The 13,141-nt window shown below is 40.9% G+C and carries 10 protein-coding genes; 3 read left to right on the top strand and 7 right to left on the bottom strand.

Annotation, left to right across the window (positions count from 1 at the left end):
• Window positions 1-683: 683 nt before the first annotated feature.
• Both D9X91_RS12170 and ku read right to left on the bottom strand, forming a co-directional pair.
• Window positions 684-1,400 (bottom strand): phosphatase PAP2 family protein, encoded by a 717-nt coding sequence (locus D9X91_RS12170; RefSeq protein WP_233569779.1) that lies wholly within the window; start codon window positions 1,398-1,400, stop codon window positions 684-686.
• 38 nt (window positions 1,401-1,438) lie between these two features.
• On the bottom strand, window positions 1,439-2,281 hold the full coding sequence (ku, locus tag D9X91_RS12165) for a non-homologous end joining protein Ku (RefSeq protein ID WP_121680893.1): 843 nt from the start codon (window positions 2,279-2,281) through the stop codon (window positions 1,439-1,441).
• A gap of 219 nt (window positions 2,282-2,500) precedes the next feature.
• Between ku and D9X91_RS12160 the strand changes: the two genes are divergently transcribed.
• The gene (locus D9X91_RS12160) at window positions 2,501-4,330 is read left to right on the top strand and encodes a DNA ligase D (protein ID WP_121680892.1); all 1,830 of its coding nucleotides are present in this window, start codon (window positions 2,501-2,503) and stop codon (window positions 4,328-4,330) included.
• 28 nt (window positions 4,331-4,358) lie between these two features.
• On the opposite strand, the gene dapF is transcribed toward D9X91_RS12160, so the two are convergent.
• Complete coding sequence (dapF, locus tag D9X91_RS12155) at window positions 4,359-5,363, bottom strand: diaminopimelate epimerase (RefSeq protein ID WP_121680891.1); 1,005 nt, start codon at window positions 5,361-5,363, stop codon at window positions 4,359-4,361.
• 621 nt (window positions 5,364-5,984) lie between these two features.
• Between dapF and D9X91_RS12150 the strand changes: the two genes are divergently transcribed.
• Both D9X91_RS12150 and D9X91_RS12145 read left to right on the top strand, forming a co-directional pair.
• Complete coding sequence (locus D9X91_RS12150) at window positions 5,985-7,619, top strand: M4 family metallopeptidase (RefSeq protein ID WP_121680890.1); 1,635 nt, start codon at window positions 5,985-5,987, stop codon at window positions 7,617-7,619.
• Between the two features lie 92 nt (window positions 7,620-7,711).
• The gene (locus tag D9X91_RS12145; protein WP_121680889.1) at window positions 7,712-7,993 is read left to right on the top strand and encodes a hypothetical protein; all 282 of its coding nucleotides are present in this window, start codon (window positions 7,712-7,714) and stop codon (window positions 7,991-7,993) included.
• A 22-nt stretch (window positions 7,994-8,015) separates the two neighbouring features.
• On the opposite strand, the gene D9X91_RS12140 is transcribed toward D9X91_RS12145, so the two are convergent.
• The 4 genes from D9X91_RS12140 to D9X91_RS12125 all read right to left on the bottom strand — a co-directional run bounded on the left by D9X91_RS12140 (window position 8,016) and on the right by D9X91_RS12125 (window position 12,855).
• The gene (locus D9X91_RS12140; RefSeq protein ID WP_121680888.1) at window positions 8,016-9,281 is read right to left on the bottom strand and encodes an EAL and HDOD domain-containing protein; all 1,266 of its coding nucleotides are present in this window, start codon (window positions 9,279-9,281) and stop codon (window positions 8,016-8,018) included.
• 462 nt (window positions 9,282-9,743) lie between these two features.
• Window positions 9,744-11,039 carry an NCS2 family permease gene (locus tag D9X91_RS12135; protein ID WP_121680887.1) on the bottom strand — a complete coding sequence of 432 codons (1,296 nt, stop codon included), beginning with the start codon at window positions 11,037-11,039 and terminating at the stop codon, window positions 9,744-9,746.
• A gap of 133 nt (window positions 11,040-11,172) precedes the next feature.
• Entirely contained in the window at window positions 11,173-11,643 is a 471-nt protein-coding gene (gene ribH / locus D9X91_RS12130) for a 6,7-dimethyl-8-ribityllumazine synthase (protein WP_121680886.1), read from the bottom strand.
• Window positions 11,644-11,661: 18 nt separating this feature from the next.
• Window positions 11,662-12,855, bottom strand: a complete 1,194-nt coding sequence (locus tag D9X91_RS12125) for a bifunctional 3,4-dihydroxy-2-butanone-4-phosphate synthase/GTP cyclohydrolase II (protein WP_121680885.1) — start codon at window positions 12,853-12,855, stop codon at window positions 11,662-11,664.
• Window positions 12,856-13,141 lie beyond the last annotated feature (286 nt).

Here is a 13,141-nt window from a genome sequence, read left to right as displayed (position 1 = left end):
CTACTGCCAAGTCTGTAGTGGACTTTCACCACCGAGTTATCACCCATGCCGGGCACACATTGATGCAGGGCATCGCGATCCTGCGATGCCCTGCTGAATTTATTTTATTCATTTTGTGAAAATGCTAAATTTTAGAGGTACAATCCGTATCCTTCTAACCAAGGTGCATCGATCGATTCAATACCTAAAACAACGAAAGCCCTACCTCTCTTTCATCCTTACGGCTCCTAGACCGTGCCAGTGTGAATCAGGTATCTTATACACCCTTAATACCCGTTTAACCGATTAATATGCTTCTGAGTAAATAGAAAATTGTTGAAATACGTTTTAGAGTAGAATGTGAGGAGTATTGCGATGCTTCTGTAGATATAGGAAAAATTCCGTGAGAAGTGAATTCATCCTAAGAAGTCTAAATATAAAAAAGCTTACTTTTATCCCTATTCCAAATGAATAGCAGCATCGACTCCAACAGTCCATTTGCATGTATTCATTTCAAGTCCCCCTAAAGAGTTGTCATCATTATTTGAAACAACAAAAAACCATCTTTATTAATGAGAAGTAATTTAAAATATCAGCTTCTCATTTAATTGATGGCTTCAATTCCATTTTCACATAATGATTACCTAATCATAGCCCAATACCGCCCATTTGTCAACAGTGTTTTTTAAAAATTAGCCAGACAGCTATTCAAGCCGTTTTCTGCGGATATCCAAAAAGTGATAAGTAATAATGCTGATCGTTGTCCATGCAGCCCCGGCAGTGAACCCGCCTACAATATCACTCGGATAATGCACACCTAGATAGATTCGGCTGATCCCGATGAAAAAAACAAGGAAAATGGCTAACAGCGCGCCAAATATCTTTGCCCATTTTTGCTTATAAAGCTTGAATAAAATAAAGGCCAATGTCCCGTAGAAAATAAACGAACCCATCGAATGCCCACTGGGAAAACTGTAACCCTGTTCTTGAATAATCGGCTCGATATCCGGCCGTTCCCTTTTGAATATCCATTTAAGCAGCCAGTTGAATAACCCTCCGCATGAAATGGAAACTGCAACGTACACTGCTAAAAGCCTATGCTTGAAGAGAAATAATAACATGACTGTCATACTGGTTAAGATCACAATCCATTTTACTGAACCTAAAAGAGTTACTCCGAGCATTATATGCGTCCAAAATGGTGATACATGGTTTTGTATACCTTCAATAATGATTGAATCAAAATGCCTTATTTCCTGATCTTGATAATCGTCTGCTATTTCAAAAAATCCCCATGTGAAGAAAGAAATCATCCCGAGGACAATCAGAAATTTAAAAATAGCTATCCGGTTTTTGGTCATTTCAAAGGACACCTGCAATTCCTGTAGTGTAATAATCGTCCGGATATTAGGACCATCCATATTTATTCATACCACCATTGATATAACTGATAAACCCATTAAGATGTTTCGGCTTTTTTTCTTTTTCTTGTAGCTTTCTTTTTTGATGTTGTTTTTTTGCCCGGTTTTGGTTTTGTTTGATCAATGGACGCCTGCAGTGCACTCATTAAATCAGTGACATTTGTTTTTTCTTCTTTCGGCTTTGGTGTCACCACTTCTTTGCCTGTCTGTTTCGATTCGATGAGATCCATTAACTTAGATCGATAATCATCATGGTATTTTTCCGGTTCAAATGCAGTCGTAAGCTGATCAATCAGCAATATCGCTGTATCAAGTTCTTTTTTTGAAACCTCATGCTCCTTCGGGACGCTTGGTACGTCCTCCACACTTCTGACCTCATCAGGGTAATGGATCGTTTCCATCAATAGGGTATTTTCATAAACGCGTATGACCGCTAGCTGCTCCTTTGACCGCATTACAATTTTAGCAATGCCCGCTTTTCCGGATTCCATCAGGGCTTCCCTCAACAAAGAGTACGCCTTCACTCCTGTCTCGTTTGGCGACATATAATAGCTTCTATTGAAATAAATAGGGTCAATTTCGTTTAATTTAATAAAATCGACTATTTCAACCGATTTTTCCTCTGCAGCGTTCTTTAATTCCTTCATTTCTTCGTCTTCCAGGACAATGAATTTCCCTTTTGTCACTTCATATCCTTTTACAATGTCCTCCATTGATAACTCTTCATCACATACCGGACAGATTTTTTCATATTTTATCGGTGTGTGGCATTTTTTGTGGAGCGACCTCAACTTTATGTCTTTGTCTTCGGTTGCAGCATGAAGTTTAATCGGGATATTTACAAGCCCAAAACTTATGCTTCCTTTCCAGATCGTATGCATGTTTATGCCTCATTTCTTGTTTTTGTAATTGTGTTTCTCAAAAAGTAAAGTTTGTTGCTTTTGTCAAAGGGTGGAAATGGATGAAAATGCAAATATTTTCTTATTAAAATAGCGTATAGGCCATATTTTAATTTGGGGCAAGATTACGTGATATCATGCAGGATAACTTTTGGAAATAGTCTTCTACACGTTGGCAATACTTATAATGAGGTGATTGTGATGAAGCCGATGCTGCCGAAACTTAAAATGGATATTCCTCCTATCGGGGAATGGATGTTCGAAGTAAAATATGACGGTTTCCGGGCAATTCTGGAATGGGATCATGAAGAGATCCATTTATGGAGCAGAAATGAAAAGGACCTACTTCCACAGTTTCCAGAAATCAAAGAATATCTATTGCAAAACCTCGAACGAATCGAAGGCTGCTTCCCTCTTAAACTGGATGGTGAATTGACCCTGCTTGAAAATCCATATAAGTCTAATTTCAACGGCCTTCAGGTCCGAGGGAGAATGAGATCCCAAAAGGACATAAAAGATGCAGCAGGAAAAAGGCCATGCACCTATCTTGTTTTCGACCTATTGGAGCTTGGGGGAAAAACGTATATGAAAACCCCCTATTCCATACGCAAAGATCGATTAGAGAAATTTTTAAAAGAATCGGAATTCTCTCTCTCGCCTTGTCATGATCCTCAGCGTTTGATGCAAATGGTGAATAGCTTTCGTTCATTTCAGGATGTTTGGAAGGAAGTCTTCCTGAATCATAGTGAAGGGGTCGTAGCCAAAAACAAAAATAGTATATGGTCCCCCGGAAAACGAACAGATGCATGGATCAAAATAAAAAATTGGAAAGAAGCTTCGTGTTTCATTGTTGGGTACAACAAGAATAATGGATATTTTGATGTTGCAGTCTTCCGGGATGGAGACATTTTCTCAATTGGTCAATTCTTATCAGGATTGAATCCGATGGACAAAAAAGTACTTATCCAAACAATCATCCAAAATGGCACACAAACAGGTGATTATATAGAAGTTCCTCCCGGCATTTGTATTCAACTGCAATATTTAGAGTTATACGAAGGCCGATTAAGGGAACCGCGGTTCAAGGAGTTTCTTTTCAATGCTTCGGTTTCTGAATGTACATATGAAAAATTCAGGATCGACAGCTTTGCATTCCCTAAAAAAGTGGAATTGACGCATTTGGATAAACCGTTGTGGAAAGACCCGTTCATTAATAAATTGGAATATGTAAGCTACTTGCGGAGAATTGCTCCACACCTGCTGCCTTTTCTGAAGGATCGGCTTTTGACCGTCATCCGCCTGCCACATGGGATGTTTGGTGATTCATTTTTCCAAAAAAATTGTCCGGAGTATGCCCCTTCATACATTGAAACATATCAAGAGGATGAAATTGATTATATCCTCTGCAATCATTTAGATGCATTGATCTGGCTTGGAAACCAGCTTGCCATTGAATTCCATGTTCCTTTTCAGAAGGCGGGGAGCCCATTTGTCAGTGAAATCGTCTTTGATCTGGATCCGCCAGACAGGAACCATTTTCATATGGCCGTCGCAGCAGCGCAACAGTTGAAAATTTTGTTTGATTCGATGAACTTGATCAGCTTTGTCAAAACATCCGGGAACAAAGGATTGCAAGTTTATTTGCCCCTTCCCGAAAATATATATTCATGGAGTGATACAAGGCTTTTCACTGAATTCATTGCCCATTACCTCGTCAGCCAATCCCCAGATCTTTTCACGGTGGAAAGGTTGAAAAAAAACAGGGGAAATCGGCTTTATTTTGACTATATCCAGCATGCCCAGGGAAAGACGATCATCGCCCCCTATTCCATGCGCGGCAATGAAGATGCACTTGTAGCCGCCCCACTCTTTTGGGACGAGATCAAAAGTGGATTAATGATCGAAACTTTTACAACTGAGACAGTGCTTGAAAGACTGAACAAGAGAGGTTGTCCTTTTTCTACTTATCACGAAAGCAAGGATCGGCAGCCATTTGCTCCGATAGTAAAATATTTAAAAGAAAATAAATAGCGGCTGTCCGCCGGACAGCCGCTGATTTTTATTTTGCTGAACTAAAAAATATTTCCTTTTCTAAATATTCTTTTACAGCCGCGCTTAATATGTCATATTGTTGCTGCTCATCAAACTCATTTTTTTTCAGCATCGTAAATTTCTCTGGGTTCTTCTCGTCCACCTTGATATCTGCAGAATATAAATATGTCGCATTGCCGATAAGGAAGATGGTATAGGAATCATCCTGCTCGCTGCGCTTTACAACACAATGAACTTTTCCGCCATTATTATAGACTTCTACCTTTTCTTCAAGATCATTTATTTCCATCATAGCCGAAACCAGTGTAGAAGCAGACATCGCAGTACCGCACGCATTGGTGAAGCCTACTCCTCTCTCATAGGTTCTGACATATAATTTTCCCTTTCCTAACGGAAGGACAAAACTTACGTTTACACCATCTGGGAATAGGCTGTTTGGACCATTCACAAATTCTGCTATCGACTTTTGTTCATTCGATCTGATGATGTCTCGATCGACAAAGCTGATAAGATGTGGATTTGGCACTGCCACAGCTGTAAACGCCAAATGATCGGAAAGAACCTCTACCCGTTCATTGAAAAGTCTCTCTTGGTCAAGCCTCATCGGGAGCTTCGTTAAATCAAAAAGCACAGGTGATATTTCCACACTATACGCAGGGATCCCATCAAAAATATCTGACGTTTTTTGTACAAGCAAGTCCGCTTTCATCGTCTCAACCAATATTTCTTCTTTTCCCAACGATTCACATACGTACCTACCTACGCACCGCAAACCATTCCCGCACATAGATGCTTCTGATCCATCTGAATTGAATACCCTCATTTTTGCATCTGCATGATGGCTCTTCAAGACAAATAGAATTCCATCTGCTCCAAGCCCCTCTTGACGATCGCACAGGGCAATCGCTAAATTTTGGCGATCCTTTTCACCAAAAGAATATGAGTTGGCCATTTCGTCTATTAATAGAAAGTCATTTCCGGAACCATGACATTTCGTAAGTTGGATTTCCATCTTTAAAACCTCCAAATTCGCTACAATATCAAACTATTCTTTTTCTTATAAGATTGCCACAAGACACCCTTTATTTCAATATTTCCGTCTAAATATGCTCATTTTTATAGCTATTTTCCCTACGCTTGTTTTTTTAAATATTTTCTTTCTTTGTCCGCCCATCTGAAACCGGGCATCATTCCGTAGAAATCAACTTTGCATCACCATTGGTGAGTTATTTTTAACAAACGCCCTTTTCATAAAGTTTGTTCCTATTCATTAAAGGTTGTGTAAGGTTCATTTCCGCTGCAGGATGCTCGCTTTCCGAGTGCCTCACACAAAGTGAGGTCGTTCGAGGTTGGCACACGACGTGCCGAACTTAATCGAACATCCGCCTAATAACTCCTCGCTTCACTGCGGGGTCTCACCTGTCTAGCTCCAGGTCTTAGGGGCTCGAGGTCATAAGCCAATTCTGTCACTGGTTTGAGAAAAGAGCCTCAACATTAGACAGATAAGATTAAGGAAAATCCAAACTCCCCACAATTCTATAAAACCCATTATAACTATAAGAATTATTCTTATAATTATAAAGAATTATCTGAATTTTGTGTTATCCTTTCTCGTGTAGAGGAGGGATACATAATGACATTAAAAAACAAATGGATGTCAGTGGCAAGTGTCGTTGCATTATCTGCAGGAATCTTTTCAGCAAACGGGGTGGCTTCAGCCCAGGTAAAGGATCCTGCCGCAAATGTGAAAGCAGATGTAAAAGTGAACTGGAATGAGGAATCTTCACAAAAGATACCTTCTTTTGCAAGGGGCCATTTAAGTTCTACAAAAGTAAAAAGCGAAAAGGATGTAAGAAATTTTTTCAAGGATAGAAAAGATTTATTCAAGCTCGATGACCAATCAAAATTAAAGTTCGTTAAAAAAGAAACGGACAAGCTGGGTATGACCCACTTCACGTATGTACCCGTCATCCAAAATGTTCCGATTGATGAATCAAGAGTGGTTGTGCATACAGATAAGGAGGGAAATGTTGTAGCCGTGAATGGTGAGCTTCATTCAAATGCTCCGTCCAAAATCAAGGAGACCAAGAAACTTTCCAAGAAGGACGCCATTCAAGCAGCATGGTCCCATATCAACGTTGACCGTTCCATTGCCGATAAAAAATTCCAGACTCCAAAAGGAGAAAAGAATCAGCTGACAGAAAAATCGGATTTGGTTGTATTCAATGACAAAGACCAGTATACATTGGCTTACCATGTACAGCTTCAATTCGCAAATCCGTATCCAGCAAACTGGCAGATTTGGGTCAATGCTGAAAATGGACAGGTATTGAAAGCAACTAATGAAGTGGATGGGGCAACAGGTTCAGGTACTGGTGTACTTGGAGATACAAAATCGGTAAATACGTATTATTACAACAGCACTTATTATTTATATGATATCTCCAAACCTATGAACGGCGTCATTCAAACACTGGACAATTACAACGGTGGAGATTCTTCACTGCCAGGCTATTATATTACAGAAACCGATAACGCATTCACCAGTGAACGTGAAAAAGCAGCTGTTGATGCACATTATTATGCAGGAAAAGTGTTTGACTTTTATTATAATAATTTCGGCCGTGTGAGCTGGGACAACCAAGGCTCAGACATCACTTCCACAGTTCACTATGGCAGCAACTATAACAATGCGGCATGGATCGGAAACCAAATGATCTACGGTGATGGAGACGGATCAACCTTCACATATCTTTCCGGAGCCAATGATGTCGTTGGCCATGAACTTACCCATGCAGTCACGCAATCAACCGCTAATTTGGCATACGAAAATCAATCCGGCGCCTTGAATGAATCCTTCTCGGATGTATTTGGCTACTTCATGGATCCTGGTGATTGGCTGATGGGTGAAGACGTTTATACTCCAGGAGTCAGCGGGGATGCTTTGCGAAGCTTATCAAACCCTCCACAATATGGCCAGCCCGACAATATGAGCAACTACCAGAACCTGCCGAATACCCAAGCAGGTGATTGGGGCGGGGTGCATACAAACAGCGGCATTCCGAATAAAGCGGCATACAACACCATCACAAGCATCGGTTTATCAAAATCTGAACAAGTTTACTACCGAGCTTTGACAGTTTATTTAACTCCAAACAGTACCTTTGCTGATGCAAAACAAGCCTTGGTACAATCGGCGCAGGATTTATACGGTTCCTCTACTGCTTCCTCCGTAAGCAGTGCATGGGATTCCGTCGGTGTTTACTAATTCCATTTGAGGGAAAAGAAAAAAGGTGCAAGTTTCTTGCAGCCTTTTTTCTTTTTGTATAATATAATAAAAAAATTGAAAGGTGAAATTCGATGCGCTACATAGAAAGTGATGTTAAATTTTCATTTATCATCAAAGGAGTGGAAACTATCACCGAACATAATATCATAACCAAAATCGTGACAGTGGAAACGGAAATCAAATCTCTAGATCATGAACCGATCTTTCATGGACCGCTTCGTGTGAAATCAAATAAATTTGGGATCTTCCCCATTCCCTCTGATCTATCAGCAGCGGTCTCCCAGGCTTCCATTCAGCAAAAATTAGCTGTTGAATTAAAGAGGTTCATCCGGCCTGCGAAACGATTTTTATAGGATACTATGAAACCAGGACGTTTCAACAATGCGCTCCATGAAAACTCACCTGATCTTCCTTCAACAGTTGTTCCGCCCATGTGCATGCAAAAGTATAATAGTCAAACAATTGCTTTGGAAGGAGGTTCATTTTTCGGGACAAATGATACATCGCATCCCATTCTGCCCTCTCTAAGGAAATGACAAGATCGAGCGTCAAACTAAGCTGGTTTTCCTCCCCTTTCAAAGCCTCTACGATTTCATCCAACAACGGCAGTTCTTCTACTATTTTCTCCATCGGCAATGATAAAATTGTATCGACCAATGACAGCATGCCAACCAGGAAAAAAGAAGGCGAATTTCGATCCTTCAAATGTTCAGTCGCAATAAGTTCACACATCTTTGCTCTCGTCAGACAGGTTTTAATGACTTCATCCGAAAGGTTTGATTTATTCAATGTCCTCTCCCTTACAGCCAAAACATAAATCCATTTCTGAATTTCGATCAGTCCCAGGAGGACAATCGCCTGTCTGATGGACGAAATCTTCCTTCTTGGCCTGTATGCCGGTGAGTTGATTAATCGAAGCAGTTTATACGACAGCGAAAGATCCTGTTCAATGAGTCGTGTTATGATATCAATACTTGGTTCATTCAATGATAAATTCTGGATGACACTGTAATAAGATTGAAAATAAGTCGGGACATCATGTGAGGAGACAATGATCGGCTTACTGAAGAAATACCCTTGGAAAAGAACGTATCCTTTTGATTTGGCTTCTTGGAATTCATCTCTTGTTTCAACCTTTTCAGCAAGAAGGTCGATGCCGAACAATTTCGCCAGCACCTCGATATTTCCCCGTTTTTCTTTTGATGTATTCAAGAAATCCACTTTGATAATATCTGCCAATTTCATTAATTCCAATTGATGTGGTTCTGGCTGCTGATGATCGATCATAAAATCATCAAGGGCAATTTTGTAGCCCAGGGATTTAAGTTCTTGGCAAATAAGGATCAATTCCTTTGAAGGGATCACACTTTCGAGGATCTCAACGACAATTTCCCTCGGTCGAAAATATGTAGGGACCTTCAACATCAACAAATTTTCCGTGAAATTAATGAAACATGGTTTCCCATTTGAAAGACTATCTATTCCAATATTTAGAAAACTGTTAATAATGACATCCGCTGTGGCTTGATCTCCATCAATTTTAGGGAATTCATTCAGATGATTACTTCGGTAAAGAAGCTCATAGGCAAGCGTCTCTTCATTTTCATTAAATATCGGCTGCCTCGCAACAAATACCTCCATATTTCCCACCCTTTCATCCCGAATATCCTTGTTTTTTGCATATTTATGTCAATTATTCAGGAAAATTTCATTATAAGACAAGAATACCAAATTTTTGCTGAATGTCTATGCTTTTTCATTATTTTTGATCCTTTCGAAATATTGGATGCCACTATCTGCATGCGTTTGATTTCCAAGGAAAGATGTTCGCTTTCCGAGGGGCCTCACTGGAGGTGAGGTCGTTCGATGTTGGCACACGACGTGCCGAACTTAATCGAACATCCTCCTTATATCTCCTCACTCCGCTGCGGGGTTTCACCTGGCCCGCCGCACCTCCCTCTCCAATCAACATCTAATGAGGAATGGTTAACATAATGTCCTTTTGAAACAACGATCTTTGAGAAAACACCAATATCTGATCAATAGTGCCAAATAAAAAAAGACTGATCAAAAGCCAAATGCTTCTGATCAGTCTTTTACTGTTTAATGAATAAAATGAAATATAAAATTCATCAAGAACAAACCTGCAATGATATATAGGGGAGCCGATACTTCTTTCGCCTTCCCTATCGACAGCTTAAGGATCGGATATAGGATAAAACCGATCGCAATCCCATCAGCGATACTGTAAGTGAAGGGAATCATGGCGATGATGAATATGGATGGAAAAGCTTCCGTCAAATCACTGAAATCAAGTGAACGGAGATTTTCCACCATCAGACCGCCAATCAGCATAAGAATTGGTGCAACAGCATTATCAGGCATGAGCTTAATATACGGGATGAAAAGAATGGATGTAAGGAACAGGATGCCTGTCGTCACAGATGTCAAACCTGTCTTTCCTCCTGCTGCAATCGCAGCGCTGCTCTCCACTGTTGATACCGTCGGACTCGAACCTAATAAGCCGGACAGCAATGCCGATATTCCATTGGCTTGGAAGGCTCTTTCAAACTTTTCAGGATGGCCCATAAACTTCGTGTGCCCATGAACCAATCCGATGTTTTCAAACACGAGTACCATCGTGATGGAAAACGCCGCTACCCAAAATGGAAATGAAGTCCATTTGTCAAAAGACATCCCACCAAATACATCACCGTAAGCTGATAATGAAAAACTCATTGAATGAGCTTCCGGCAATATGCCAAATAATGCAGCAATGACTGTTCCAATCAAAATACTCCACAGAAAATTCCCTTTTACATTGCGCAAAAACAAGATGATGGCAATCAAGAATGTCAGAATCGTAGCCAATACCTTTGGGGAACTCAGATCCCCCAGTGATATGATGGAGTTTGCCCCCCGAATCACGATACCGCCTTTTTCCAGACCGATCAGCATTAAAAAGAATCCTAAGCCGATGGTGATGGAGTCTTTTAGCGACTGGGGAATTGCGTTGCTCATCATCTTGGTCAATGGCGTAAATGAAATAATGGTAAATGCGATGCCCGATACAAAAACCACCGCCAATGCTTCCTGCCAAGAAAGCTCCATTGACTGTACAAGAGTATAAGTAAACAGTGCGTTGATCCCCATGCCAGGCACCAATAGAATCGGCGCATTTGCCCAAAATCCCATAACCATGCATCCAGCGAAGGATGTAAGAATGGTCGCCAAGACTGCCCCTTCAATCGGAATTCCTGCCTCTGCCAAAATAAAAGAATTGACGGCGATGATATAAACAATGGTGAAAAAGCCTACCAGGCCAGCCATTAATTCCTTTTTGACAGTGGTTTGATGGTGTTCAAGATCGAATAAACGTTTATGAAGTAAATTCTTCATGTCTAACCTACTATTAAATTGTCCCTCTCCCTACCCGCTTACCCTCAAAAGGGAAGCCACAGCTTAAAATTTTAGCAGATTTCATCCGGTTTGCCAATGGGAGTTGGGAAATGACACAGGGATTAATTTTGCCTCAATCTTGCATTGTTTTATACAAGTTTGCCATTTCAATCGCTGTCACTCCAGCTTCCCAGCCTTTATTCCCGGCTTTTGTCCCCGCACGCTCAATTGCCTGCTCGATCGTATCCGTCGTCAAAACACCGAATACAACAGGTACACCACTATTCATTCCTGCACTTGAAACTCCCTTTGCCACTTCGTTGCTGACATAGTCAAAATGGGGAGTCGCCCCGCGGATGACAGTCCCAAGCGTGATCACTGCATCATATTTTTTTGTATCAGCCAGTTTTTTTGCTGTCAAAGGAATTTCAAAAGCACCGGGAACCCATGCAACATCAATCATACGCTCTTCAACTCCGTGTCTTCTTAGAGCATCTTCAGCCCCACTTAACAATTTCCCTGTAATAAATTCATTGAACCGTGATACCACAATTCCAACTTTTAATCCCGTACCAACTAAATTTCCTTCAAAAATATTATTCACCGTTCATCTCTCCTCTGATTAAAATTCAAATAAATGACCAAGTTTTTCGTGCTTTGTTTTTAAGTAGTTCTTATTACTTTCATTGCTCGGCAGTTGAATGGGAACGCGATCAATAATTTGGAGCCCATGCCCTTTCAACCCTGAAATTTTTCTAGGGTTATTGGTCAATAGTTTTATCTGATTGACACCTAAATCTTTCAAAATCTGAGCACCGATCCCATAGTCGCGCAAGTCATCTGCAAATCCGAGCTTATGATTGGCTTCCACCGTGTCAAGACCCTTTTCTTGCAGTTCATATGCTTTTAATTTATTGATTAACCCTATACCTCTTCCTTCTTGACGCATATAGAGCAAGATTCCTTTTCCTTCTTCCTCAATCTGGGTCAAGGCAGCCGAAAGCTGAGGACCACAATCACAGCGATGGGAACCAAATACATCGCCTGTCAGACATTCAGAATGCACCCGCACCAATACGGGGTCATCCGGTGCGATTTTCCCTTTTACAAGTGCGATATGATCTTTTCCGGTTAATAGTTCTGTATAGCCAAACGCCTTAAACTTTCCAAACGCAGTAGGAAGGCTGATTTCCGCTTCTCTTACGATTAATTTTTCTTCTTTTCTTCGATAATCGATTAAATCCTGTATGGTAATCATCTTGATCCCATGTTTTTGTGAAATTTTCGCCAGATCTGGAACCCTTGCCATTTCACCATTTTCCTTCATAATTTCGCAAATCACTCCGGAAGGCTTCGTTCCTGCCAGACGGGCAAGATCCACTGCAGCTTCAGTATGTCCAGCCCTCCGCAGGACACCTCCATCCTTGGCTATCAAAGGGAAAATATGTCCGGGTTTTTTGAAATCCCCTGGAACGCTTTGCTCATTGACCAATTCCCTTATTGTCTTAGCCCGTTCAAATGCGCTGATTCCGGTTGTAGTACTGATATGGTCTACAGAAACTGTAAATGCCGTCCCATGCGAGTCCGTATTATTTTCTGTCATCGGTTTGAGCGAAAGCTCTCTCGCCTTTTTTTCATCAATTGGTACGCAAAGCAGCCCCCTTCCCTCAGTGACCATGAAATTGACCATTTCTGGTGTAATGCCCTCAGACAAGGCTACGAAATCTCCTTCATTTTCACGATCTTCATCGTCGACGACAATGATGACCTTTCCATTCTTTAAATCCTGGACTGCCTCTTCTATTGAATGAAACATTTTTTCCACCTCGTTATACAATGATGTGCTCCCAGACACAACGTCGCTTATAATGCATTCAGGAAAAGCAATTTTATCAGGCTCTTTTCGTAAAATTTTTTCTATAATAAGGAATGAGTAAGGTTGATTTCCGCTTGTACTCGCTTTCCGAGGTGCGTCGCACGAAAAATGCCTGGCATTTTTAGAGGACGTGCCGAACTTATTCGAATATCCGCCTAGTCTCTTCGGTCCGCTTCGAAGTCTTACTTTGTCCGCTTACCCCTCCTGAGTCCCGCACCTTCAGCTC

It is taken from the genome of Falsibacillus albus, assembly GCF_003668575.1.
GTDB lineage: Bacteria > Bacillota > Bacilli > Bacillales > DSM-25281 > Falsibacillus > Falsibacillus albus.
The sequence above is the reverse complement of the archived record's forward strand: the minus strand, read 5'-3'. Positions and strand labels throughout refer to the sequence as shown.